22 protein-coding genes and 2 pseudogenes are annotated in these 25,150 nt (G+C 66.6%); 5 read left to right on the top strand and 19 right to left on the bottom strand.

Annotated elements, in window-relative coordinates; all coding sequences use genetic code 11:
* Window positions 1–32: 32 nt before the first annotated feature.
* From rlmN to frr, 3 genes are read right to left on the bottom strand one after another with little or no spacing between them, the layout of a single operon-like run.
* Window positions 33–1,136 carry a 23S rRNA (adenine(2503)-C(2))-methyltransferase RlmN gene (gene rlmN / locus ACF3NP_RS02690; RefSeq protein WP_392398945.1) on the bottom strand — a complete coding sequence of 368 codons (1,104 nt, stop codon included), beginning with the start codon at window positions 1,134–1,136 and terminating at the stop codon, window positions 33–35.
* Between the two features lie 58 nt (window positions 1,137–1,194).
* Window positions 1,195–2,172 (bottom strand): phosphatidate cytidylyltransferase, encoded by a 978-nt coding sequence (locus ACF3NP_RS02685; protein ID WP_301613757.1) that lies wholly within the window; start codon window positions 2,170–2,172, stop codon window positions 1,195–1,197.
* 6 nt (window positions 2,173–2,178) lie between these two features.
* The gene (gene frr / locus ACF3NP_RS02680) at window positions 2,179–2,736 is read right to left on the bottom strand and encodes a ribosome recycling factor (protein WP_070474101.1); all 558 of its coding nucleotides are present in this window, start codon (window positions 2,734–2,736) and stop codon (window positions 2,179–2,181) included.
* 76 nt (window positions 2,737–2,812) lie between these two features.
* Between frr and ACF3NP_RS02675 the strand changes: the two genes are divergently transcribed.
* Window positions 2,813–3,895, top strand: coding sequence for an amidase family protein (locus ACF3NP_RS02675; RefSeq protein ID WP_392398944.1), 1,083 nt, complete (start codon window positions 2,813–2,815; stop codon window positions 3,893–3,895).
* Here the strand turns inward: ACF3NP_RS02675 and pyrH are convergent.
* The 3 genes from pyrH to rpsB form a co-directional block, all read right to left on the bottom strand.
* A complete protein-coding gene (gene pyrH, locus ACF3NP_RS02670) occupies window positions 3,892–4,575 on the bottom strand; it encodes a UMP kinase (protein WP_070474098.1) in 684 nt (227 codons plus the stop codon). The genes ACF3NP_RS02675 and pyrH overlap by 4 nt on opposite strands.
* Window positions 4,576–4,806: 231 nt before the next feature.
* Entirely contained in the window at window positions 4,807–5,625 is an 819-nt protein-coding gene (gene tsf, locus ACF3NP_RS02665) for a translation elongation factor Ts (protein WP_239306801.1), read from the bottom strand.
* A 195-nt stretch (window positions 5,626–5,820) separates the two neighbouring features.
* Complete coding sequence (gene rpsB, locus ACF3NP_RS02660) at window positions 5,821–6,768, bottom strand: 30S ribosomal protein S2 (RefSeq protein ID WP_239306802.1); 948 nt, start codon at window positions 6,766–6,768, stop codon at window positions 5,821–5,823.
* 301 nt (window positions 6,769–7,069) lie between these two features.
* On the opposite strand from rpsB, the gene ACF3NP_RS02655 reads away from it, so the two are divergent.
* Window positions 7,070–7,609, top strand: coding sequence for a M23 family metallopeptidase (locus ACF3NP_RS02655; protein WP_239356927.1), 540 nt, complete (start codon window positions 7,070–7,072; stop codon window positions 7,607–7,609).
* Here the strand turns inward: ACF3NP_RS02655 and ACF3NP_RS02650 are convergent.
* The 11 genes and pseudogenes from ACF3NP_RS02650 to rimM form a co-directional block, all read right to left on the bottom strand.
* Entirely contained in the window at window positions 7,572–8,465 is an 894-nt protein-coding gene (locus ACF3NP_RS02650; protein WP_239306804.1) for a tyrosine recombinase XerC, read from the bottom strand. The two genes, ACF3NP_RS02655 and ACF3NP_RS02650, sit on opposite strands and share 38 nt — an antisense overlap.
* A 24-nt stretch (window positions 8,466–8,489) precedes the next feature.
* Window positions 8,490–9,665: a DNA-processing protein DprA gene (locus ACF3NP_RS02645; protein ID WP_392398943.1), complete on the bottom strand. Its 1,176-nt coding sequence runs from the start codon at window positions 9,663–9,665 to the stop codon at window positions 8,490–8,492.
* On the bottom strand, window positions 9,666–11,192 hold the full coding sequence (locus tag ACF3NP_RS02640) for a YifB family Mg chelatase-like AAA ATPase (RefSeq protein WP_392398942.1): 1,527 nt from the start codon (window positions 11,190–11,192) through the stop codon (window positions 9,666–9,668). It abuts the gene before it with no gap.
* Window positions 11,179–11,559 (bottom strand): YraN family protein, encoded by a 381-nt coding sequence (locus tag ACF3NP_RS02635; RefSeq protein WP_239306807.1) that lies wholly within the window; start codon window positions 11,557–11,559, stop codon window positions 11,179–11,181. Before ACF3NP_RS02635 ends, ACF3NP_RS02640 begins: the two co-directional genes overlap by 14 nt.
* Window positions 11,560–11,741: 182 nt before the next feature.
* Window positions 11,742–12,047 (bottom strand): DUF2469 domain-containing protein, encoded by a 306-nt coding sequence (locus tag ACF3NP_RS02630; protein ID WP_181888661.1) that lies wholly within the window; start codon window positions 12,045–12,047, stop codon window positions 11,742–11,744.
* Window positions 12,044–12,699: pseudogene (locus ACF3NP_RS02625) on the bottom strand (ribonuclease HII). The gene ACF3NP_RS02630 and the pseudogene ACF3NP_RS02625 overlap by 4 nt, the downstream one beginning before the upstream one ends.
* Window positions 12,700–12,703: 4 nt before the next feature.
* Complete coding sequence (gene lepB / locus ACF3NP_RS02620; protein ID WP_239306815.1) at window positions 12,704–13,381, bottom strand: signal peptidase I; 678 nt, start codon at window positions 13,379–13,381, stop codon at window positions 12,704–12,706.
* A 243-nt stretch (window positions 13,382–13,624) separates the two neighbouring features.
* A complete protein-coding gene (rplS, locus tag ACF3NP_RS02615; protein ID WP_181888664.1) occupies window positions 13,625–13,972 on the bottom strand; it encodes a 50S ribosomal protein L19 in 348 nt (115 codons plus the stop codon).
* A gap of 114 nt (window positions 13,973–14,086) precedes the next feature.
* Complete coding sequence (locus ACF3NP_RS02610; RefSeq protein WP_392398941.1) at window positions 14,087–16,375, bottom strand: Tex family protein; 2,289 nt, start codon at window positions 16,373–16,375, stop codon at window positions 14,087–14,089.
* 171 nt (window positions 16,376–16,546) lie between these two features.
* Complete coding sequence (gene trmD, locus ACF3NP_RS02605) at window positions 16,547–17,602, bottom strand: tRNA (guanosine(37)-N1)-methyltransferase TrmD (protein WP_392399125.1); 1,056 nt, start codon at window positions 17,600–17,602, stop codon at window positions 16,547–16,549.
* Window position 17,603: 1 nt separating this feature from the next.
* Complete coding sequence (gene rimM / locus ACF3NP_RS02600; protein WP_239356936.1) at window positions 17,604–18,104, bottom strand: ribosome maturation factor RimM; 501 nt, start codon at window positions 18,102–18,104, stop codon at window positions 17,604–17,606.
* A 138-nt stretch (window positions 18,105–18,242) separates the two neighbouring features.
* Here rimM and ACF3NP_RS02595 point away from each other — a divergent pair.
* Together ACF3NP_RS02595 and ACF3NP_RS02590 are read left to right on the top strand one after the other, a co-directional pair.
* A pseudogene (locus ACF3NP_RS02595) lies at window positions 18,243–18,671 on the top strand (transposase); the annotation flags it as partial.
* A 150-nt stretch (window positions 18,672–18,821) separates the two neighbouring features.
* Window positions 18,822–19,934 (top strand): IS30 family transposase, encoded by a 1,113-nt coding sequence (locus ACF3NP_RS02590; protein ID WP_392399124.1) that lies wholly within the window; start codon window positions 18,822–18,824, stop codon window positions 19,932–19,934.
* Window positions 19,935–20,095: 161 nt separating this feature from the next.
* Here the strand turns inward: ACF3NP_RS02590 and rpsP are convergent, their stop codons facing one another.
* Complete coding sequence (gene rpsP / locus ACF3NP_RS02585; RefSeq protein WP_392398940.1) at window positions 20,096–20,614, bottom strand: 30S ribosomal protein S16; 519 nt, start codon at window positions 20,612–20,614, stop codon at window positions 20,096–20,098.
* A 372-nt stretch (window positions 20,615–20,986) separates the two neighbouring features.
* On the opposite strand from rpsP, the gene ACF3NP_RS02580 reads away from it, so the two are divergent.
* Window positions 20,987–23,140, top strand: a complete 2,154-nt coding sequence (locus tag ACF3NP_RS02580) for an acyltransferase family protein (RefSeq protein ID WP_392398939.1) — start codon at window positions 20,987–20,989, stop codon at window positions 23,138–23,140.
* 359 nt (window positions 23,141–23,499) lie between these two features.
* Here the strand turns inward: ACF3NP_RS02580 and ffh are convergent, their stop codons facing one another.
* Window positions 23,500–25,131 carry a signal recognition particle protein gene (ffh, locus tag ACF3NP_RS02575; RefSeq protein WP_392398938.1) on the bottom strand — a complete coding sequence of 544 codons (1,632 nt, stop codon included), beginning with the start codon at window positions 25,129–25,131 and terminating at the stop codon, window positions 23,500–23,502.
* Window positions 25,132–25,150: the final 19 nt, after the last annotated feature.

Here is a 25,150-nt window from a genome sequence, read left to right as displayed (position 1 = left end):
CGCGGCTGGCGAGCGTAACGGAAGCTAAGCGGCTAGCTGGCTTCCTCGTCGGCGGCGAGCTGGCCGCAGGCCGCGGCGATTTCCTGGCCCTTGGTGTCGCGCACCGTGCACGGCACGCCCTGGGCGGCCACGCGGCGAACGAACTCGTCCTGGCGGGCCTTCGGCGAGGCGTCCCACTTCGAGCCCGGCGTGGGGTTGAGCGGGATCACGTTGACGTGCACGCGCGAGCCCAGCGCCGAGTGCAGCTTCTTGCCCAGCAGGTCCGCGCGCCAGTCGTGGTCGTTCATGTCGCGGATCAGCGCGTACTCGATGGACACGCGCCGGCCGGTCTGGTCCGCGTAGTAACGGGCGGCGTCCAGCACTTCGGACACTTCGAAGCGGTTGTTGACGGGGACGAGTTCGTCGCGGAGCTCGTCGTCAGGCGTGTGCAGGCTGACAGCCAGGGTGCAGGACAGGCCCTCGTCCGCGAGCATGCGGATCTGCGGGGCGAGCCCCACCGTGGAGACGGTGACGTTGCGCTGGGAGATGCCGAATCCGTCCGGGGACGGCTGGGTGATCTGGCGCACCGCGTTGACCACGCGCTTGTAGTTGGCCAACGGCTCCCCCATGCCCATGAACACGATGTTGGACAGGCGCGAGCCCTCCGCGGCCATCATCGCCGCGGCGGCTCGGACCTGGTCGACGATCTCCGCCACGGACAGGTTGCGGTCCAGCCCGCCCTGGCCGGTGGCGCAGAAGGGGCAGGCCATGCCGCAGCCGGCCTGCGAGGAGATGCACAGGGTAGCGCGGCCTGGGTAGCGCATGAGAACGGACTCCAGCAGGGTGCCGTCGTGAAGCCGCCACAGCGTCTTCGTCGTGTCACCCTCATCGGTCTCCACCGTGCGCACCGGCGTCAAAAGCGTGGGAAACAGCGCGTCCTTGACGGTCTGGCGCTGCGCCTCCGGCAGGTCCGTCATGGTTAGCGGGTCGGCCTCGAACTTGCCGTAGTAGTGGCGCGCGATCTGGTCGGCGCGGAACTTGGGCAGGCCGGGTTCCTTGAGCGCGTCGATGCGCTCGTCTTTGCTCAAGTCCGCGAAGTGCTTCGGCGGCATGCCGCGCTTCGGGGCGAGCAGCTGGATCTGGGGGAAATCGCTCATAGTGCGCCCCATCTTGGCACGTCGCGCCACGAATTTCGAATCTGGCGCGGGCGCAGACCTAGGGGTTCATCAGCGTGATGGTGGTCAGCAGGATGTAGGTCGCCGCCGCGGCGGGCAGCATGCCGTCGAGGCGGTCCATGATGCCGCCGTGGCCCGGCAGCAGGTTGGACATGTCCTTGATGCCCAGCTCGCGCTTGAACTGGCTTTCCACCAAATCACCCATGGTCCCGCAGATGACCAAGGCGATGCCGAGCACGATGCCCATCCACCACGGACCGTGGATGAGGAAGTGCACCACCAAAACGCCGGTGATGATGCCGGCGGTCATGGAGCCGGCGAAGCCCTCCCAGGACTTGTTCGGGCTTACGGCCGGGGCCATCGGGTGGGAGCCGAACATCACGCCCGCGGCGTAGCCGCCGACGTCGTTGGCCACCACGCACAGCATGAACGCCACGATGTAGGCGGAGCCATCAACCCCGGCCTCGGTGATCCGGGAGATCATGGCGGCGAATGTGCCGAACAGCGGGATCCACGCGAGCACGAAGATCGCCACTGCGGTGTCGCGCAGGTAGTTCTCGGGCTGGTGGTGCCTGCCCTGGTGGAACATCCCCCAGAACATCACCACCAGCACGGTGAAGGCGAATCCGGAGACCAGACCCGTGGTGCCGTAAGGCGCGGACAGCCAGAGCATGGCCTGGCCGAGGATGATCATCAGCGTGCGCGGCTGGACGTAGCCGGCCTCGCGCAGGCGCGTCATCACCTCCCACATGGCCAGCGCCACGGCGACGGCGACCAGCGGGTACCAGGCCACAGGCCCGATCCACACCGCCGCGATCACCAGCGCGCCGAGCACCACACCCGTGGCGATCGCCGCCGGCAGGTTGCGCCCCGCCTTGTTCTTCGGCTTCGGGGCGCGGCTGGGCCAGCGGCTCGGGGTGGCCTCGGGTGCCTCCAGAGCATCGCTCTCGGCCGCACCCATCTCGGTGCCTTCAGGGACCTCAGCTGGCCCGGTGGCTTCCGTCTGCGCCTTCGACACGTCGGCTTAGACCTCCAGCAGCTCGTTTTCCTTGCGCTGCACGACCTCGTCGATCTGCCCGACGTAGCCCTGGGTGGTCTTGTCCAGAGCCTTTTCGGCGGTCAACACCTCGTCCTCGCCGGCGTCGCCGTCCTTCTGGATCTTCTTCAGCGCTTCCATGCCCTGGCGGCGCACGTTGCGGATGGCGATCTTGCCGTCCTCGCCCTTCTGCTTGGCCTGCTTGACCAGCTCCTTGCGACGCTCCTCGGTCAGCTGCGGGACAGAGACACGGATGACCTGGCCGTCGTCAGTCGGGTTCACGCCGAGGTCGGAGTTGCGGATGGCGTTTTCGATCTCGCCCATGGTGGACATGTCGTACGGCTTGATCAGCAGCATGCGCGGCTCCGGCACCGAGATGGTGGCCATCTGGTTGATCGGGGTGGGCGCGCCGTAGAAGTCCGCCATCACGCCGTTGAACATGGCCGGGTTCGCGCGGCCGGTGCGGATGGTGGCCAGCTCGTTTCGGGTGTGCTCAACGGAGGCGGTCATGCGCTCTTCGGCGTCCAGCAAAACGTCATCAATCATGGTTTTACCCCTATCGTTTCTCGGGTTTGCGTCCCCCTTAACCTACCAGCGTCTGCCGCGTGCCTAGACTGTCGCCATGCCGCACCCAGCCTTCACGTTCGTCGCGCCGCCCGGCGCTGCGCTCACGGGCCCGCTCGGCGGGCGGCTTTCCGGCTGGAGCATCCCGATCAAAGACGGCACCGATGTCGCAGGCTGGCCCACCACGCACGGCAACCCCGCGCGCGCCTACACCGCGAAGGCAACGGACCCGTTTGCGCAGATGCTTATCGACGCCGGAGCGCGCGTCGCCGCCAAAACCCTGACATCCGAGCTGGGCGCCACCTGTTACGCGGAGCGCCCCGGCGTGGCCGTGCTGGAATCGCCCGCCTTCCCCGGCCGCACGCCCGGCGGGTCCTCCGCGGGCGCCGCAGTCGTGGTAGCGGACGGCACGGTGCGCGCCGCCCACGGCACCGACGCCGGCGGCTCGATCCGTGTGCCGGCCGCGGCCTGCGGGGTGGTGGGTCTGAAACTTGCCAGCCGCGACCTGTCCGCCCACGGGTTTTTCACCCGCAACGTCGGCGACCTGTTCAGGCTCACCGGTTGGACGCCGCCCGCGCGCAGGAGGCTGCGCATCGGTGTGCTCACCCGGGGCGTGTTCGCGGACCCTGAGGTGTCGGAGGGGCGCGGAGCTGACGTCGAGAAGCTTGCTGCTGCTTTGGGACGCACCCACGATGTGGTGGAGATTTCCCCCTACGCCGAGTCAAAGGAGACGTACGCGCACTTCAGCACCACAATCAAGCGCTGGTTCAAGGAGGTGGACCCGCTGGACAGCGGCTACATCGCGTGGCTCAAAGAGGAGGCGCACCGGCTGCGGCCAGAGCAGGTCGCCGCGGCGAAAGCGCACACGCGCGCACTCCCCGCGTTGCTTGCGGCGCAGTGGGGCGTGGACGCGGTGCTCTCCCCCACCATCGCGTTCGATCCGCCCCCGCTCGGCTACTTCCCCGCGCTGCGCCCCGAAGAGAGCTTCCACGCGCAGACGGAATGGTCGCCGTGGTGCTCGGTATTCAATATGCTGCGCACCCCCGCAATCGCACTCGCGGGGGTGCACCTGGGCAGCCTAACACTCAGCGGCCCCGAGTTACTCGGCCTGGCTGCACAGGCCGAGCTGCTGCGCGCTTAGGCCACCAGCGTGCCCACCTGCTCGCCGGAGACGGCGCGCGCGATGTTGCCCTCCTGCAGCAGGTTGAACACCAGGATCGGCATGTTGTTGTCCATGCACAGGCTGAACGCGGTGGCGTCGGCGACCTTCAGCCCGTTTTCGATGACCTCGCGCGGGGAGATCTCGGAGTACAGCTTCGCGTCCGGGTTCTCGCGCGGGTCGGAGTCGTACACCCCGTCGACGGCCTTGGCCATCAGCAGCACCTCGCAGCCGATCTCCAGCGCGCGCTGGGCGGCGGTGGTGTCCGTGGAGAAGTACGGCATGCCCATGCCGGCGCCGAAGATGACCACGCGGCCCTTCTCCAGGTGGCGGGCGGCGCGCAGCGGCAGGTACGGCTCGGCGATCTGGGCCATGTTGATGGAGGTCTGCACGCGGCAGTCCACGCCCATCTGCTGCAGGAAGTCCTGCAGCGCCAGGCAGTTCATCACCGTGCCCAGCATGCCCATGTAGTCGGAGCGCGCGCGATCCATGCCGCGCTGCTGCAGCTCGGCGCCGCGGAAGAAGTTGCCGCCGCCGATGACCACGGCCACCTCGGTGCCTGCGCGTGCCACGTCCGCGATCTGGCGTGCGACGGACTCGACCACGTCCGGGTCGATGCCGACCTTGCCTCCGCCGAACATTTCACCGCCCAACTTCAGCATCACTCGCTTGAAACCTGTGCGGCTGGGATTGAGGTCAGTCACCGAAATTCGCTCCTTTTGCGCGGCGGGATGTGCAGATGTTCGCAGACGATTCTAGACGTGCTTTAATGCGCACACCGAAACGTGCAATTGGGGGCATCATGCTTCACGACGAAGCCCCGCACACGCCACCGGCCCAACTGGGCGGAAGCGGTGCGGGGCTTGGCTGTTAGCGCAGCTTAAGCCTGTGGCTTAAGCCTGGCCGACCTCGAAGCGGACGAAGTCCAGGACCTCGATGCCGTTCTCCTCGGCGTACTGCTTGACGGTCTTCTTGGAATCAGACAGCGCCGGCTGATCCAGCAGAACAACGTCCTTGAAGAAGCCGCCCATGCGGCCCTCGACGATCTTGGCGATGGCAGCTTCCGGCTTGCCCTCGTTGCGGGTGATCTCTTCCTGGACCGCGCGCTCCTTCTCAACGACTTCCGCCGGGACGGACTCCTGGTTGAGGTAACGAGCCTTCATCGCGGCGATCTGCAGAGCGACCTGGTGCGCTGCCTCGGCGTTGTCGCCGGTGTAGGACACCAGCACGCCGACTGCCGGCGGGAGGTCCGCAGCCTTCTGGTGCAGGTACGCCTCGACACGCTCGCCCTCGATGGTGGCGGCGCGGCGCAGCTCGAGCTTCTCGCCGATCTTGGCGGAGAGGCGCTCCAGGACGTCGTGCGCGGTCTCGCCGTTCACGTCTGCGTTCGCCAGCTCCTCCTGGGAGTTCGCCTTCGCTGCGGCGGCTGCGTCAGCGATCTGGGCTGCGATGTCCTTGAACTCCTGGTTCTTGGCCACGAAGTCGGTCTCGGAGTTGATCTCGATGATGGTGTTGCCGGAAACGGCGACCAGGCCCTCGAGGGCGTTGCGCTCAGCGCGCTTGCCCACGTCCTTCGCGCCCTTGATGCGGAGGTTCTCGACGGCCTTATCGAAGTCGCCGCCGGTCTCCTCGAGTGCCTTCTTGCAGTCGAGCATGCCGGAACCGGTGGTCTCGCGGAGCTTCTTGACGTCAGCAGCAGTGTAGTTCGCCATAGTGGGCGATCCTCCTCGTGAATGTGTTGCTAAAAGTGTTCAAACCGTTTCAAGCGTAGCCGACAGTACTCGCTGTGGCACGGCTTGGAACGGGGCGCACACAAAACACCCCGCGCCCGCACTGTCCCGGGCGTGAAAGCCGGCGGGCGTGAGCGGAACGCGGGGTGCGCGTGCAGGTGGCGTGAGCCGGAAAGCTTACGCCTGGGTTGCAGACTCGTCGCCGGACTCGTTCGCCTTGGCCTCAGCCTGCTCAGCTGCTCGGACAGCGTGCGGCTGCTCAACCTCGGCAACTTCCTGCGGAGCTGCGGATTCAGCTGCGACGGCAGCCTTCGCTGCGTCAGCTGCGGACACTTCCTCGGAAGCTGCAGCCTGGGCAGCGGCCTCCGCGGCCTCTGCCTGACGCTTCGCGTCGTTGTCGCCTGCGGCGTCGCGTGCGGAAGCGAGCTGGCGCTCCTCACGCTGCTGCTTACCGGCGATGACAGCCTCGCCCACAATGTGAGTGAGCAGCTTCACGGCGCCGATTGCGTCGTCGTTGCCCGGGATCGGGAAGTCCACAACGTCCGGGTCGCAGTTGGTGTCCAGGATGGCAACCACCGGGATACGCAGCTTCTGCGCCTCGTTGACGGCGATGTGCTCCTTGTTGGTGTCCACGATCCACAGCGCGGACGGAGCCTTGGTCATGTCGGCGATGCCGCCCAGCACGCGCTCGAGCTTGATGCGCTCGCGGGTGAGCATGAGGACTTCCTTCTTGCCGCGGCCTGCGTAGCCGTCCTCGGCTGCGTCCATGGCCTGCAGTTCCTTCATGCGGCCGATGCGCTTGGACACGGTCTGGAAGTTGGTGAGCATGCCGCCCAGCCAGCGGTGCGTCACGTACGGCATGCCGACGCGCTGCGCCTCTTCCTGGATCGGCTCCTGCGCCTGCTTCTTGGTGCCGACGAACAGGACGGTGCCGCCGTGTGCGACGGTCTCCTTGACAAACTCGTAGGCCTCATCGATGTAGGTCAGCGTCTGCTGCAGGTCGATGATGTAGATGCCGTTACGGTCGGTGAAGATGAAGCGGCGCATCTTCGGGTTCCAGCGACGCGTCTGGTGGCCGAAGTGCACACCGGCGTCGAGGAGTTCACGCATGGTTACAACTGCCATGGTTTTGTCTCCTTCGGAGAAAGTAGTTCGGTTACATTGCGTATCTCACGTGCGGGTTTTTATCCCGCACCCTGGCACCGTGCTCGCCCTGCACCCTGTGAGAGGGACCGTCGCTGAGCAGGCATTATCCGGCGCGCGTAGTCAGCCCATAAAAGCTGCCCGTGCAACACTACCCGCTTACGTCCGCAAAACCTAATCTCATCTGCACATTCTGTGGATAACACCGCAGCAGGCACCGGGTTATCCACAGATTTCCGCAACCAGGCTAGTTTTCTTGCGTCCTGCGTGCTCCTATTCACGCATGCGCCTATCGACGATCCTCCGGTCCACCACCGCCCTCATCCTTGCCGCCGCCACCTGCGCCGCCCCGGCAGCCGCCTGGGTCGATCCCGCCGCCGGCACCCCGCACCCGGCGGCGGTGGCGCGGCCCGCTGACATCCCGGAGCAGAACTGGAAGCCCGGCCACCGCGGCGTGGATCTGCCTCTTCGCATCGGCGCCGACGTACTGGCCGCCGGCGATGGCGTGGTGGCGTTCGTTGGCGCGGTGGCCGGCACCCCGGTGGTCTCCGTCGACCACGCCGGCGGGATCCGCACCACGTACCAGCCGGTGCGCTCCCCGCTGACTGTCGGCGACAAGGTGAAAGAGGGCGAGCCGATTGGCACCCTGGCGCACGCCCCCGCGGGGTTTTCCGGCTCCCACGACGGCCTGCACTGGGGCGCGCTTACGGGCAAGGACGCCTACATCGACCCGCTCACACTGTTGGAGGCGCCGCGGATCAGGCTCAAACCCCTGGACGGATCCACTACGCGCGCGGGTGCGCCTGGTCGTAGACGCGTTTGAGCCGCTGCGCGGAGACGTGGGTGTAAATCTGCGTGGTTTGCAGGCTGGTGTGGCCGAGCATCTCTTGCACCACGCGCAGGTCCGCCCCGCCTTCCAGCATGTGGGTGGCGGTGGTGTGGCGCAGCGTGTGGGGGCTGACGTGTTCCACCCCGGCACGTTGCCCGGCGCGCTCGACGATGCGGCGCACCTGGCGCTGGTCGATGCGCCCGCCGCGGGAGCCGACGAACATCGCCGGCGTGTCGCCCGCAAGTTCTGCACGGCCGAACTCCAGCCACTCGGACACAGCCGCCGCGGCTTCGTCGCCGAACGGCACGACGCGTTGCTTGTTGCCCTTGCCGGTGACGTGCGCCAGGCCGCGGGCTAAGTCCACGTCGCCGAGATTTAAGCCCGTCAGCTCCCCGACGCGGATGCCGGTGGCGTAGAGCAGCTCGAGCATGGCGCGGTCGCGCAAATACTCGGCCGGGTGGGCGTCGTCGGCGGTGCCCGCCTCAACGAGCTCCCCGGCGCGCTCGCCCTTGACCACCGTGGGCAGCGGGCGGTTGACCTTCGGCGCTTTCAGCCGCGCCGCGGCATCGGTGCTGATGTATCCCTGGCGGTAGGCCCAGGTGGAAAAGGCGCGGGCGGCGGCGGTGCGGCGAGCCAGCGTGGCCCGGCTCTTGCCAGCGCCCATCGCGTCCGCCAGCCAGCGCCGCAGCGCGTCGAGGGTGAACGCGTCGAAGGTATCTGCGTAGCCCGCGAGCCCTTTGAGATCTGCGACGTAGCCCTTGACCGTGTTCGGGGAGCGGCCGAGGACAAGTTCGGCGTATTCGGCGAAGTCTTCCACCGCCGCCTGCACTTGCCCCAGATGTTTACTCATGTCACGGCAGTGTACTCGCTCCCCTTACCCGGGCTGCTCCACCCGCGACCAGAGCCGCTTGTCGCGCTCCACCAACCCGCGCTTGGACAGGTCCATCAGGATGTGCACCGTCAGCGCGATGGAAAGCCCCGAATCCGCCGCCACAGCCTCGGCTTCCCGGCCGGCGCGGCCGGCGGGCGGAAGGGCGTCGTAAATGCGCAGCTCGTTGCGCGAGAGCTGCTGGGTCACGCTTGGTGGGTACTCCATCTCCATCTGCTCTTCGGTGCTGAACTCGCCGACGGCGGAGAGCTGCTCGTGGATCTGGCCGGCGTTGAGCACCATCTCCGCCTCGTTGTTCTGGATGGCCAGGTTGGCGCCGAGGGATTGGGCGTCCGTGACCGGCCCCGGCACCGCCATGGCGGTGCGGTTGAACACGTTGACCCACTTCAGGGTGTTCAGCGCCCCGGAGCGAAACGGCGCTTCCACCAGCACGGTGCCCAGCGTTAGCGCCGCCACGAGTCGGTTTCTGGTGAGGAAGCGGTGCCTGTCCGGGGTGACCGAGGGCGGATACTCCGTCATCAATGCGCCGCCCGTGGCCACCACGCGCTCGAAGAGCGCCTTGTTGGAGCGCGGGTAGTGCTCGCCAGGCCCGCAGGCTGCCACCACCACAGTCGGGGTGTGCACGTCCATGGCCGTCGTGTGGGCGACTGTGTCTATGCCCAGCGCGCCGCCGGAGACCACCGTGTAGTTGTGCCCGCCCAGGCCGGCGACCAAATCCTTTGTTGCCATGTGGCCGTACTTGGTGGCGTGGCGGGTGCCCACCACGCCCACGGACTGGGCGAACAGGCCCGCCAAGTTCGTGTTTCCCGCAACCCACAGCGCGTGCGGCGCAATGCCGTCCGGCTGGTGGCTGGCTTTGCTCGCCGCCCCCGTCTGCTGGCGGCCAAACGAGCACTGGATCGCCTCCGTCGGCCACTGCGGCGACTCCGGGGTGATAAGCGTGTAGCCGAGCTCCGCCGCGAACTCGAGGTCTTCGGCCGGGCGGTCCCAGGTGTATCGGTTCTCGGTCTGCGACAGCAGGCCGCCGATCCAGGTGGCGCGGGTGCGCACACCGTCGGCGATCTCGTCCGCGGTCTTGCCCACACGCAGAAGCGCTTGGATGTGGTGCGACGGCCCCTCCACCACCCGCGAGAGGTAAGCCCAGGATTCCAACGACGACATCTACGCCACCTCCTGCTGCTGCAGCTGGTGCTCGCGCATCTCCACCGCGCGGCAGACATGGTGGATGTCCGGCTGGTCCATCTCTTCCAAGTCCGCGAGCGTCCAGGCCAGCTTTAAGCATTTATCCACCCCGCGCTGCGTGATCTTGCCGTGGACCAGCTCCGCCTGCAGCATCGCCATCGCCGATTCCTTGGCGGGGAAATGCCTGCGGATCAGCGTCGCGGGCACACGTCCGTTGACGTCCTCGTCGCAGCCCGCTTTCCCCCACCGGGCTGCGGCGCGCTCGCGGGCGGCCACCACACGCTGGGCGATGCTTCTCGACGGCTCCGCGTCCCTCGGGCTGAGCACCGCCGCGTCGCCAGAAGTGGTCACGAACACGTCCAGGCGGTCCTTCAACGGTCCGGAGACGTTGCTTAAGTGCCGCGCCCGCTGCGGGGACCTGCACGAGCACTGCCCCTTGATGCGCTGGCAGGCGCACGGGTTCGCCGCCAGCACCAGCTGAAAGTCCGCCGGGTAGACCACTTCCCTTTTCGCGCGGGTCAGCCGCACCTCGCGTTTTTCCAGCGGGATGCGCAGCGAGTCGAGCACCGGTGCCGGAATCTCCGAGGCCTCGTCCAAGAACAGCACCCCGCGGTGCGCTTGGCTCACCACGCCTGGGGTCGGGGTGCCGCCTCCCCCGCCGATCAGCGCCGCGCGCGTCAGCGAGGGGTGCGGGGCGATAAACGGCCGCGTTTCCACAACCCCGCCGCCGGACACCCCGGCCGCGGAGTGGATGGCGGTGACCTCGACCATCTCCTGCACATCCATCGGCGGCAGGATCGACGGGATGCGCTCCGCCAGCATGGACTTGCCCGAGCCCGGCGGGCCGATCATCATCACGTGGTGCCCGCCGGCCGCCGCCACCTCGAGGGCCTCGCGCTCCTCGGACATCCCCGCCAGGTCCTGGAAATCCGGCACCGCGCGCTGCGGCGCATCAGCCTCCGGCGCTGTTGCGGGCTCGAGCTCCGCCTCCCCGGCGATCCACCGCCACACCTGTGTAAGCGAATCCGCCACCAACACCTCCCGGCGGCCCAGCAACGCGGCCTCGGCGGCGTTGGCCCTGGGCACGACGACGGTGCGGATTGGCTCTGCCGCGTCGAAGGCTGCGATGAGCATCGGCAGCACGCCTTCGGCCCGTCGCAAAGTCCCGTCCAGGGCCAGCTCCCCGCAGAACATCGTGGACGCGAGCGTGCGTTCCACCCGCGGATCCAGGCTGCCCAGCACCGCCAGGGCGATCGGCAGGTCGAAGTGCGAGCCGGCCTTCGGCAGGTGCGCGGGCGAGAGCGACACCATGATCTTCGTGCGCGGCCACGGCAGGGAAGAATTCGAAATCGCGGTGCGGATGCGATCGCGCGACTCTTTCACAGCCGCGTCGCCCAACCCCACCATGTGCATGCCGGGCAACCCGGCGCCAACGTTTGCCTCCACCGTGACCAGGCGGGCGGTGACCCCCTCCACGGTCGCGCTCATCGTGCTAGCAAGCGCCATCTTCCACCCCCGGGAACCGGCGCAGGATGTAATCCTCCCCATCGAAGACCACCTCCACCACGTCGAAGCGGATCGGGCGGTACTGGCCCTGCGAATGCTTGTCCAGCCACTGCGCCGCGCACCGGCGCATGGTGTTCAGCTTCTTCGTGGTCACCGCCTCCGCGGCGCCGAACGCGGTGCCGCGGCGGGACTTCACCTCCACGAAGACGACGGTGCCGTCCTCGTCCTCGACGACGGCGTCGATTTCGCCCGCCCGCATGCGCTGCCGGTGGCCCAAGAGGGTGTAGCCCTCGTCCTCGTACCACCTGATGGCGGCGTGCTCGCCCGCCCTGCCCAGCTCCCACTGGTCCTGATAGTTCACCTGCACGGTGCCTCCCCGTTTCATAGAGTTGCCAAAAATGTTGGTCCTCTATCAGACGTGGAAGGCCCCGCCGCGGTTCCATGGCGCGGGCAGTTTTGCAAAACTCGGCGACCGCACCGGTATTTGGCCAGGTGAATGCTTGGCACAAAGCGCGACACGCCGAGTATTACAAACGGTTCGCGACAGCCCTATTCCGGGAAGGTCAGATCGGGCTTGTCCAGCTCCTCGATGTTGACGTCCTTGTAGGTGATCACACGCACGTATCGCACGAAGCGCACGGCGCGGTACATGTCCCACACCCACGCGTCCGACATCAGCACCTCGTAGTAGACGTCGCCGCCGTCGGTGTGCGGGATGAGTTTCACGGCGTTGGCCAGGTAGAACCGGCGCTCCGTTTCCACCACGTAGGAGAACTGGCTGGCCACGTCCCGGTACTCGCGGTAGAGGGAAAGCTCGACGTCAGCCTCGTAGTTGTCAAGATCCTCGGCGCTCATGCGTGCCCCTTCTTGCTGGACTGCCAATAGAAGTCGTCAGCGTCCCTGACGTTCGCATAACTATAACGGTGCTCGGGGCTCGCACCGTGGCGGCGCACCGCGTCCATGTGCACCTTCGTGGAATAACCCTTGTGGCCCTCTAGCCCGTACTGGGGAAACTTCTGGGCCATTTCGCACACCAGCCGGTCCCGGCTCACCTTGGCCAGCACGCTTGCTGCGGCGATGCAACGGGCGGTGTAGTCGCCTCCCACCACCGGCAGTTGGGGTGAGGGAAGGCCGGGGATACGGAACGCGTCGACAAGCACGTAGCCCGGCTGCACCGAAAGCCTGGCGACGGCGCGACGAGCGCCGTCGATGTTGGCGTGTTGGATGCCGCGGCGGTCAATCTCTGCCGCGGAGATGTGCACCACGGAGTACGCCACCGCGATGTCTTTCACAGCGTCGAACAGAATGTCGCGCTTGCGGGCGGTGAGCTTCTTAGAGTCCGTGAGCTCCGCCAGCGCCGGCTGTGGCTTTGGCGAAAGCACGCACGCGGCGATAGTGATGGGGCCGAACACGCGCCCCGGCCAGCTTCGTCCACCCCCGCCACCGGGCCGAAACCCGCCTTGTCCAAGGCGACCTCGTAGGTGCGCAGCTGTTTTAAGCGCCGCACGGGCCTACTGCTGGATGTCCGGGTCGCTCACGCCCTGCATGCGGTTGACCGGGAAGACCACTGCCTTGACCTTGCCGCGGATGTTCTCCTCCGGGATGGTGCCCTGGAACTGGTCGCCCATGTGCGCGCGCGAGTCCAGTGAATTGGTGCGGTTGTCGCCCATCATGAAGTAGTTGCCCTCCGGCACCGTCACCGGGCCGAAGTACGGCCCGCCGCAGGCGTCGGAGCCTGTGGATTTATCCACCGGGTAGAAGTTCGGCTGCAGAATGTAGGACTGGTCGATGGGCTTGCCGTCCACCATGATCGCCGGGTCCCCCGCCTGGCAGGACACCGTCTGCCCGCCGGTAGCGATGATGCGCTTGACCAGGGTGTTTTCGTCCTTCGGCACCAGGCCCACCCAGGAGCCAACCTCCTGCATGCCCCGGATGACCGGGTTGGAGGAACGGTTGGAGTCGAAGCCCGTGTTCCAGGAATCGGTGCCGGCGAAGACAATCACGTCGCCCGGCTCCGGGTCGGAGAAGTAGTAGCTGACCTTCTCCACGAAGATGCGGTCGCCGGAGCCGGACTCGCCGTGCAGCGTGGGCTCCATGGAGGCGGACGGGATGACGTAGAGGCGGCCGATGAACGTCTGGATCACAAACATGATCAGAAGCGTCAGCACCACCACGACCGGGATCTCCACGTACCAGGGAAGCTCCTTCTTCTCCTCCGGCTCGTCCGCGGCCGGCTGCTGCGCCTCCGGGGCCGCCTCATAGCGCGGCTCGGCGGCGTACGGGTTGTGGGGCTGTGCAGGCTTCGAGGCGGAAGGCTCGCCTGCGGGTCCGTTCACGTTGGTCACCCGGGATACGTTAGCACCGCGGGAGCCGTCGACAAGCAAAGTGCCCCGCCCGAGCGGACTCGGACGGGGCACTTGTGCGCGCTGAAACTAGCGGCGCTCCTTGATGCGGGCAGCCTTGCCGCGCAGGTCACGCATGTAGTACAGCTTCGCGCGACGGACGTCACCCTTGCGGACGACCTCGATCTTCTCAATGTTCGGGGAGTGCACCGGGAAGGTACGCTCAACGCCGATGCCGAAGGAGACCTTGCGCACGGTGAAGGTCTCGCGGATGCCCGCGCCCTGGCGGCGGACCACAAAGCCGGTGAAGACCTGGGTACGGGTCACAGAACCCTCGATAACCTTGACGTGGACGTCGAGGGTGTCGCCCGGGCGGAAGTCCGGGATGTCGTCGCGCAGCTGGCCTGCGTCGACAAGATCAATGATGCCGTTGCTCATGAAAGCAATCCTTTACGTGTTCGGACAGAGGACCCTGGCGGCACTTCCCCACCTGGGGCGCTCGGCCGGTTCATGTCGATTACAAGAACCTGCAGCATTTTACATATGCGCCGGTCACTTCCCAAATCCGGCGCGTTTCAACGCGTCGGCCATCGAGCCGGATGCTTCTCGACGTCCCTCCGGCCTACCCCGCTTCCGACCCTTGCCCGAAGTCTTGCCCTGCTGCTTGCGCTGCTTCATCTGCGCCGGCTGGCCCGGCTCGTCGTCAAGCCGCAAGCTCAGCCCGATGCGGTTGCGGGCGACGTCGACATCCATGACCTTGACTTTCACCACCTCGCCGGAGCGCACCACCTCGTGCGGGTCCGAGACGAACTTGTGGCTCATGGCGGAGACGTGGACCAGCCCGTCCTGGTGCACGCCCACGTCCACGAACGCGCCGAAGGCGGCGACGTTGGTCACCGTGCCTTCCAGGATCATGCCGGGTTTGAGGTCCTTGACCTCGTTGACGCCTTCCTTGAACTCGGCGGTCTTGAATTCCGGGCGCGGGTCGCGGCCCGGCTTGTCCAGCTCGGCGAGGATGTCGGTGACGGTGGGCACGCCGAACTGTTCGTCGGCGAAGTCTGCCGGGGCGAGCTTGGTCAGCACCGCGGTGTTGCCGATGAGCTGCTCGGTGCTCAAACCTGTGGCCTGGGCGACGCGCTCGACCACCGGGTAGGCCTCCGGGTGCACCGCGGAGCCGTCGAGCGGGTTGGCCCCGCCCTGGATGCGCAGGAAGCCGGCGGCCTGCTCGAACGCCTTCGGGCCGAGGCGCGGCACCTTGCCCAACTCCTTGCGGGTGGTGAACCGGCCGTTTTCGTCGCGGTAGGCCACGATGTTCTTCGCCACCGTGCCTGACAGGCCGGCCACGCGCTCGAGCAGCGGCGCCGAGGCGGTGTTGACGTCCACGCCGACGGAGTTCACCGCGTCCTCCACCACTGCGTCCAGCGTCTGGGCGAGCGCGGTCTGGTTCACGTCGTGCTGGTACTGGCCCACGCCGATGGATTTCGGGTCCACCTTGACCAGCTCCGCCAACGGATCCTGCAGGCGTCGCGCGATGGAGACCGCCGAGCGCAGGGAGACGTCCATGTCCGGGAACTCCTCCGCCGCGATCTGGCTGGCGGAGTACACCGAAGCGCCGGACTCGGACACCACCACCGGGGTCGGCCGCTTTCCGCCGGCCTGGGCGATCAGGTCCGCCACCTCGCCGGCGAGCTTTTCACTCTCGCGCGAGGCGGTGCCGTTGCCCACGGCGATGAGCTCCACGCCGTGCTGCGCGGCCAGCGACGCCAGCTCCGCGCGGGAGGCGTCCCAGCGGTTTTGCGGCTGGTGCGGGTAGACGATGGTGGTGGCAAGCACCTTGCCGGTCTCGTCCACCACGGCGCACTTCACGCCGTTGCGGTAGCCCGGGTCCAGGGCCAGCGTGGCGCGCTGGCCGGCGGGTGCGGCGAGCAGCACGTCGCGCAGGTTGGTCTTGAACACCTGCAGCGCGCCCTCCTCCGCCTTTTCCTTCAGCCGCATGCGGGTATCCAGGTTCGCGGAGACCTGCAGCTTGGTGCGCCAGCCCCAGCGCACCGCCTTGGCCAGCCACTCGGAGTCTTTGACCGGCAGGTCGAAGCGCTCCGCGATCATGCCCTCGTAGACGGCCTCCTCGCCCGGGTCCATGTCCAGGGTGAGCACGCCCTCGGCCTCGCCGCGCAGCAGCGCCAGGATACGGTGGCTGGGCAAATTCTCAAACGGCTCGGAGAACTCGAAGTAGTCCGCGAACTTCGCGCCCTCGGTTTCCTTGGCCTCCACCACGGCGGAGCGCATCGTGCCTTGGTTGTAGACGCGGTCGCGCACCTCGCCGACCAAGTCCGCGTCCGTGGCGAAGCGGTCCACCAGGATCGCGCGGGCGCCCTCGAGGGCGGACTTCGCGTCCGGGAAGCCCTCCGAGAGGTAGGCCTTTGCCAGTGTTTCGGGGTCGGCCGAAGGGTCGTCGATAAGCTGCTGCTCCAACGCCTCAAGCCCGGCTTCGCGCGCGATGTCCGCCTTGGTCTTGCGGCGCTTCTTGTACGGCAGGTAGAGGTCCTCCACGCGCGCCTTGGTGTCGGCGTTAAGGATCGCCTGCTTCAGCTCGTCGGTGAGTTTGCCCTGCTCTTCAATACTTTCCAGCACGGCCTGCTTGCGCTCGGCGAGCTCGAGCAGGTACGTGTTGCGCTCCTCGATGTGGCGCAGCTGCGCGTCGTCGAGGCCGCCCGTCGCCTCCTTGCGGTAGCGGGCGATGAACGGGACGGTGTTGCCCTCGGCGAGCAGTTTCAGCGCCTGCTCGACCTGGTTGTCCCGCACATTGATTTCGTTCGCGATGGTGGCTGCGATTGATGTCATTCGGGCGAGTCTAGTCGCGCCCGTTTCGCGCGAGTTTTACAGCAGCACCTGCGCCAGTAGCGACCCCACCACACACGAGGTGAACACCGAGATCGCGCCCGCAACGAGGAAGGAGTGGTTGATCACGAACTTGCCAATCCGCGTGGTGCCGGTGGTTGCCCACCAGATAGGTTAAACCTCTACAGTCTCGCCCGACTGATAAGCCCCAGGTGGCAGCGCATTTTCCACCGCACGCGTGGCCTCCTCGAGCGCGAGCGCGGTGCGCCCGGCGACGGTGAGCGTATCCCCCTCGAGCGTGATCTCGGGGTCGCGGTAGCCAGCCTTCTTCAAGGCCCTGCGCAATTGCTTCACGACGATCCGCGTCGCCCCGTCCACCCTCACTGTCGTAAGCACGTCGCGCGCATCCAGCATGAACCGGTCGTCCTCGCTCAGATGAGTCTGCTCCAGCAGCTCAGGGCGGACCTCGCGGGTGCGCTTCAAGGACTGCTCCCTGCGCCAGGCCTCCACCTTGGCGTGGTCGCCGGAGGTCAGCACCGCCGGCGCCTCAAGCCCGCGCCACACGCGCGGCTTGGTATAGCTCGGGCCTTCGAGCAGGCCGTCGGAGAAGCTGTCGTCCTCGTGGCTTTCCGTGTTGCCCAGCACGCCCGGGATCAGGCGCGTGACCGCCTCCGCGATGACCAGGACGGCAACCTCGCCGCCGATCAGCACGTAGTCGCCGATGGACACCTCGCGCACGCGGTAGCGCTTCTCCGCGTCTTCGAAGACGCGCTGGTCGATACCCTCGTAGCGCCCGCACGCAAACACGATGTGTTCCTCGCGCGACCACGCCTGCGCGTCCTGTTGCGTGAAGGGTTTGCCGGCCGGGGTGGGCACGAGCAGCAGCGGCTTGCCGCTGTCCTCACCCCCTTCGTACGGACGGGGTGCCACCTCGTGCACGTCGTCGTGGCGCAGCTTGTCGTTGCGGTGCGCCGCCGCGGTGTCGAGGGATGTTCCAGGGCGGCCTTTGGCGACGTCGTCAAGCGCAGGCCCCCACACCTCCGGCTTCATCACCATGCCCGGTCCCCCGCCCAGCGGCGGGGCGTCCACGGACTTGTGGTTGCCGGTGGCCCAGTCGCGCAGGTCGTGCACACCAACCGACAGGATCCCCTGCTCGATCGCCTTGCCCAGCAGCGCGTGGCGCAGCGGGTCGAGGTACTCGGGGAAGATGGTGACAACGTCGAGGCGCAGCTTAGACATCAAGCAGGCCCTCGGGCGGGGTGATGGTGAGGTAGCCCGCATCCGTGTCGAGCTCCGGGACGAAGTCCATCACAAACGGGACCATGACGTCCTTGCCGTTGTAGTCGATCTCCAGGATCTTCCGGTTCGGCGCGTCCATCACGCCGGTGACCTCGCCGACCTCAGCGCCGTCGTGGCGCACCTTCAGGCCGATGAGCTCGTGGTTGTAGTACTCGTCCGAGTCCTCCTCACGCTCCAGCGGCTCGGCGAAGAACTTCATGCCGCGCAGGCTGTCAGCGGCAGTGCGGTCCGGCACCTCCTCGAAGCTGACCAGCAGGCGCTTCTGGTGCGGGCGCACCGTCTTCACGGTCAGCTCCCGTTCCTTGCCCGCTTGGCGGCCGGTGAGCACAGCGCCGACGACGATGTGCTCCTCCGACTCGTCCGCCAGCAACTCGACGGCAACCTCACCTTTCACGCCGTGGGACTTGACCACGCGGCCGATCTGCAGCTCCATGGGAGATTACGGTAGCAGGCCACGGGCCGGGCACCGAGAGTTCCTGGCTGCACCGCCTGCATTGCCCTACCCTGCCCTGCAGAAGACACAAACCCTGGGAACTCCACCCTGGGAATGGCCGGAGTTGTCAGTGGGTGAATGCGCCACCTCGACTTGGAGGTTGTTGTGGCTGGTCGTTGGACTCCGAAGGATGTGAAGGCTGCTTCTGTGGCGCGGCTTGTTGCAGGCGATGATGTCGGCGAGATTGCTCGTGATGCCGGAGTGGCAGAGGCCACGGTTTATGAATGGGTCAAGCAAGCTGGCGCGCTTTCGCCGAAGAAGGCGTTGGCGCGTGCACGCGACCAACTTATCGGCGATGCGGTGGCGTTGGTGATGTCAGGGATGTCGGTACCGGATGTGGCTGCGACGTTGGGCACGTCACCAGGGGTGTTGTACCCGAGGTTGGCGAAAGTCGGTGTGCTGACCGAACTGCAGAAAAAGCCGCGCATCACCCCGCAGCAAAAGGAAGACGCGGTCGCACGGGTGTTGGATGGTGAGCCGGTGAAACGCGTTGCTGATGCATATGGCATGTCGACTAATTCGGTGTATCGCTGGGTGCAGCAAGCACGCCAGGAGAAAGCGGGCGGAAACCGTGATGGGGTGCAGCCGGCCAACACGCCGGAGGCTTGCACGGTAAAACCACCTGCGCACAGCAAAGTTGATTCCGTGCCAGCACCAATGAAAACACAGGCAGGTAGCGCGCCTGCCGACCATGCCGAGGACCGTGTGAACGTCGGCCGCGGGGTCCAACTGTCGTTTGAAGACCGCCTGACGATCCAACATGGGTGCAGCCAGGGATTGTCAGCCAGACAGATCGCCACACTTCTGGGGCGCCACCACAGCGTGATCAGCCGGGAGATTGCCCGCAACGGATGGGAAATCATCGACGATGACAGCGGTGAGGTCAAGGTGTTCTACAACGCCCGGCGTGCCCACGCGGGTACTCAGGCGCGTGCGTGCCGGCCGAAGGTGCGCAAGCTTGATGACAACCCGGTGCTTCGCGCTGTGGTGGTGGAATGTCTTGCCCGCCGGTGGTCACCCGGGCGCATCAGTGTGTGGCTTCAGCATGCTTTCGCCGATGATGAAAGCATGCGTATTTCCCACGAAGCGATCTACAGCGCCTTATACATCCAGGGCAAAGGCAGCCTGCGCGCCGAGCTTGAAGCGGTGATGAAGACCCAAGATGTGCTCATCCGCGGCGGGAAACGCCGAAAAACCCGGCCCCGCAATGCAGGTCTGCTCACCGGCAAGCCGTGGATCAAAGGTGCTGAAATCACCAAGCGCAGCCCAGAAGCCGACGACCGGGCAATCCCCGGGCACTGGGAAGGCGATCTTGTCATCGGCAAAGGCGGCAAAAGCGCGCTGATCACCCTAGTTGAGCGCACCAGCCGCTACACCCTGCTTGGACATCTGCCCACCGAACACACATCGATGACGGTGATTGCAACGATCCAGCAGATGGTCAAAGACCTCAACGCCGAACAGCTCAAGACCATCACCTGGGACCAAGGCGTGGAAATGGCTGAAACTGCACGTGTGCGCATCAAAGACGGCTGCGAGGTGTACTTTTGCGACCCGCACTCGCCGTGGCAGCGGCCCACCAACGAAAACACCAACGGTGAGATCCGCCGCCGGTTCTACAAGAAAGGCACCGACTTCGCCGAAGTAACCCCCGAGCACGTCGCCTGGGTACAAAACGAACTCAACGACACACCACGACAAGTCCTCGGCGGAGCAACACCACGTGAAATACTCGAGCAAATATTCAAACGTGGCGCATTAACCGCTTGATCCCGCCGCCGAATTTTGCGCGATCCCAGGCTTTGGATCCCCGGGTTTGCGGTAAGTGTTGGGGTGGACGGCTCGGTGGCAAAAGGAAACCCCACCAACACGAAACCCCCGTTCCGCGCGCGGTGTGCGGGAACGGGGGTTCGTCGATAAGCGAAGAGCGCTTAGTTCTCCTCAGCCGGAGCGTCCTCGGGAGCCTCGGACTCAGCCTCAGCGGACTCGCCCTCGGCCTCAGCAGCCTCTGCCTCGGCGGCAGCGGCGGCCTCAGCGGCCTCCTTTGCCTCAGCCTCTTCCTTGGCCTTCTTGCGCTTCTCGGTGATGGCCTCGGCGGTCGGGCCGTTCTTGGCCTCCTCCAGAGCCTGGTTGAACAGGTCGAGCTTGGACGGCTTCTCCTCGGCCACCTTCAGGGTGCCCTCGGCGCCGTCGAGGCCCTTGTGCTTCTGCCAGTCGCCGGTCACCTTCAGCAGTGCCAGCACCGGCTCGGTCGGCTGCGCGCCGACACCCAGCCAGTACTGAGCGCGCTCGGAATCGATGCGGATGAGCGACGGCTCTTCCTTCGGGTGGTAGATGCCGATGTTCTCGATGACGGCACCGTCGCGGCGGGTGCGGGCGTCAGCGATGACGACGCGGTACTGCGCGTTGCGGATCTTGCCAACGCGCTGCAGCTTGATCTTTACAGCCATGGTGTACTTCCTTTTAGGTCACTGGGCAGTGCAGACACTCGCCACTTATCGACGAGCCGGTTCAACCCTTCTTATTTACCCTGCGCGTGCCTGGCCGGGCGACCTCCCGTGCTTCAAAGCACGGGCAAGACGGATCCGGCGCGTACGCAGTTATGGACTTGTCGTGCCTGGCGAACAAACACGCCGGACAACCCGTGATACCTTACGCGCGCTTTGGCCAGGCTCCAAAACACGCGTCCGCTTTTGCCCGGTCATGCCCGCGCGAGTCTGGTTCGGTCCGGCGCGTTGGTGGCGGTATTGTCCTTAACCGCTTGTGACGATAATCGGCACAGCGCAACAAGACACACACGACAAGACGGGTTGGAGAAACGGTTGAGTACGACGGCAGGGCACGCACCGCGGCCGACGAAGGGCTCCACCGCCTACCGCGTTGACCTGGACGGGCTGCGAGGCTTCGCCATCGCGCTGGTGGTCATCTTCCACGTGTTCGTCGGCCGCGTCTCCGGCGGCGTCGATGTGTTCCTGCTGCTGTCCGGCTACTTCTTCCTCGGCGGCCAGCTGCGCTACGCGCTGCGCCCGAACCCGAACCTGAACCCGTGGTGGCCGTTGTGGCGCACCATCCGCAGGTTGGTGCCGGCACTGGCGCTGGTGGTGGTTGCAGTCGTCGGCCTGGTCATGGCGTTCACCCCGGAACTGATGGGCGTGGAGCTGTCCCGCCAGGTCACCGCGTCGATGCTGTACTTCCAAAACTGGGAGCTGATGGCGCAGAACGCGGACTACGCCGCGGCCAGCCAGGAGACCTCTCCCCTGCAGCACCTATGGTCCATGTCCGTGCAGGGGCAGTTCTACGTCTTCGGCATTCTTATGGGCTGGGTCGTTGCCGTGGCCGTCGTGAAGCTGCACGCGAAGCCTGAGCACGCCCGCCGCGCCGCGATTGCGCTGCTGGCTGTGATCACCGTGGCGTCGTTCGCCTGGGCCTCTCGCTTCGGGCTGGAGGGCACCGGCGAGAACTACTACTCCACGTTCTCCCGCGCATGGGAGCTCTCCCTCGGCGCGCTGCTCGCCTTCGTGCCGGCGAACCGGTTCCTGCCGCAGGCCACCGCGTGGCTCACCGCGCTGCTCGGCGTGGTGCTCATCGCCGTCACCGGTCTGATCGTGCCCACCTCGCTGGCCTTCCCCGGCCCCGTCGCCCTGATCCCGCTCACCGGTGCGGCGCTGGTGATCCTCTCCGGCAACGCCAACGGCGTGTCCAGGGTGCTCGCCTCCGCCCCGATGACCTGGCTGGGCAGCGTGGCCTACTCGCTATACCTGTGGCACTGGCCGCTTTTGATCATCGTCACCGTCATCGGCGGCTACGACACCCCTCCGGCCTGGCTGGGCGGCCTGGTCATCCTGGTGTCGCTGTGCCTGGCGCACGTCACCCACACGCTGGTTGAGGACCCGCTTCGTCAGCACCGCCAGCGCCCGCGTGGCGACGACCATCCGGTGGCCGAAGCGAGAGCGTCGCTACGCACCTTGCCCGGTGCCGCGCGTGCGGTAGGTGGCGCGCTGGCGGCGGCGCTTTTTGCGGTGGCGCTGGCCGTACAGCCGTACTGGGACAACCGAGTCGACAGCGCAGAAAAGGCCCTCGACCCGGTCAACTACCCCGGCGCCCGCGCCATCCAAGGCGCGCAAGTGCCGAACGTGAAACCGCAGCCAAACCCGAACCTCATCGCCGGCGTGTTCCCGCCCATCGGGCTCGACGACTGCATGATCTTCCTCCCCGAAGCCCCCGACGCCATGCCGGGCCCTGACTGCACCTACGGCGACCTCTCGGCGGAGACGACGATCGTGCTCGCCGGCGGCTCCCACATCGAACCGTTCATCGTCCCCCTGGACAAACTGGGCAAGGAGCACCACTTCAAGGTCGCCACCTTCGTGCGCCAGGAATGCCCACTGGTTGTCGGCGGGCCCCTGGATCCGGCCAACGAGATCGTCTCCCCCGAGTGCGCCGAGTGGGGCGAAAACGCAATGCAGGAGATCATCAACCTGCAGCCCGCCATGGTCATCTCCACCTCCACCCGCCCCGCGGGCCACGCCGGCGACGGCCGCGTCTCCGCCGACTACGTGCCGGAAGCCTACGCCAACCTCTGGCAGCGCCTGGCCGAGCTAGGCATTCCGTTCGTGGGCTTGCGCGACAACCCGTGGATGTTCACCCCCACCGGCGAGCCGATGGACCCGAACCTGTGCATCGTGGCGGGCTACTCCGAGCACGACTGCTCCATGGCCGCGGACATGGTCTACGCTCCCGAGGACCCAGCGGCGGAGCTGATCGACGCCGCCTTCGCGCAGTGGGAAATCGACACTGCCGGCTGGTACTGCATCGACGGCCTCTGCCCGCCGCAGATCGGCAACGTGTACATCTACCGCGACCAAAACCACATCTCCAACGCCTACGCCGAGTCGCTGACGCCGGTGTTGTGGGAGCGCCTCGCGCCGATCTTCGAGGAGCTTTCGCTTCTCGACGCCCCTCCGGCCACCCCGTAGCCCCCCCCTCGTTCGGGGCGCTCCCGTCAGCTCCCCCGCGGTTCGGCCCGCTCGTTCCCCGTCCCTCGTCCCTGCCAGCTCGTTCCCCGTCCCCTCGCGCAGACCCTGGGATCAAGACCCTGGCAACGCGCGATTTTTGCGCGATCCCAGGCTTTGCCTCCCAGGGTCTATGCCCCGGGGCCCCACCGCCGGAGCCCCACCCACGCCCACAGCCCCACCGCCGGAGCCCCGCCCACAGAACCAGAGCAAGAAACCCCTAGTACGGCCGAAAACTGGCCATACTAGGGGTCCTCCGCTCGGGGTCTGCGGGAGAGTGCCGCCGGTTGACAACAACGCCCGGGCAGACCGCGGCGCTCGGCTTAGAAGAACTTGCCCTTCTGCATGCGCTTCATCGCCTCGTTGAAGTCCAGGTTGTTCAGGTCCATGCCCTGCATGCCTGCGGGCAGCTGCTCCTGGAGCTTCTCCAGCTCCTTCGGGTCCGGCATCCCACCCGGCATCCCCGGCATACCGCCGCCCATGCCCGGCATGCCCGGCATCTTGGGCATGCCACCTCCACGCTTCGGCGCCTTGCGCTTGCCGTTCTTGCCCTTGCGGCCCTTCGGCTTCTTCTTCGTGGCGGAGCGGCCGCCACCCATGCCCGGCATGCCCGGCAGGCCGAACTGGCTGGCCATCTGTCCCATCATCTTCTTGGCTTCGAAGAAGCGGTCGACGAGCTGGTTGACGTCGGAGACTTTCACGCCGGAGCCGTTGGCGATGCGCTTGCGTCGAGAAGCGTTGAGGATCTTCGGGTCCTGGCGCTCCTCGGGCGTCATGCCGCGGATGATGGCCTGGATGCGGTCGAGCTGCTTCTCGTCGACCATGTCGGCCATCTGGTTCATCTGCTTGCCGCCCGGCATCATCTTCAGCAGGTTGCCGATCGGGCCCATGCGGCGGATCATCAGCAGCTGGTCCAGGAAGTCTTCCAGGGTCAGCTCGCCGGAGGTGAGCTTGTTCGCGGCTGCTTCGGCGTCCTGCTCGTTGTAGGTCGCCTCGGCCTGCTCGATCAGAGAGAGCAGGTCGCCCATGCCGAGGATGCGGCTGGACATGCGCTCCGGGTGGAAGACGTCGAAGTCCTCGAGCTTCTCGCCTGTGGACGCGTACAGGATCGGCTTGCCGGTGACCTCACGGATGGACAGAGCCGCACCGCCACGGGCGTCGCCGTCGAGCTTGGTCAGCACCACGCCGGTGAAGTCCACGCCCTGGGCGAACGCCTCGGCGGTCTTGACCGCGTCCTGGCCGATCATGGCGTCGATGACGAAGAGGACCTCGTCGGGGTTGACGGCGTCGCGGATGTTGCGCGCCTGGGTCATCAGCGTCTCGTCGATGCCGAGGCGGCCCGCGGTATCGATGATGACCACGTCGTTCTTTTGTTGCTTGGCGTACTCGATGCCCTGCTGCGCCACGGCGACCGGGTCGCCGTGGGAGGTGCCCATCTCGTGCTCGTAGGAATCCAGGGACGTGCCCGGGTCCGGTGCGAAGGTGGGCACGCCGGCGCGCTCGCCGACGATCTGCAGCTGCTGCACCGCGCCCGGGCGCTGCAGGTCGCAGGCCACCAGCATCGGGGTGTGGCCCTGCTTGGCCAGGTGGTGTGCCAGCTTGCCGGCCAGCGTGGTCTTACCGGCGCCCTGCAGACCGGCCAGCATGATCACGGTCGGCGGGTTCTTCGCCATGTTCAGCCGGCGCGTTTCGCCGCCGAGGATGTTAGTCAGCTCCTCGTCGACGATCTTGATCACCTGCTGCGCAGGGTTCAGCGCCGCTGAGACATCGGCGCCGAGCGCGCGCTCCTTGACGCGCTTGATAAACGCGCGCACGACGGTGAGCGAGACGTCCGCCTCAAGCAGGGCGAGACGGATCTCGCGCGCGGTGGCGTTGATGTCTTCCTCGGTGAGCTTGCCCTTGCCGCGCAGGCCGCCGAGGGCTGATTGGAGGCGGTCGGACAGTGACTCGAACACGGTGTGCACGCTCCCTTGT

It is taken from the genome of Corynebacterium lehmanniae (genome assembly GCF_043161975.1).
GTDB classification, from domain to species: domain Bacteria; phylum Actinomycetota; class Actinomycetes; order Mycobacteriales; family Mycobacteriaceae; genus Corynebacterium; species Corynebacterium lehmanniae.
The sequence above is the reverse complement of the archived record's forward strand: the minus strand, read 5'-3'. Positions and strand labels throughout refer to the sequence as shown.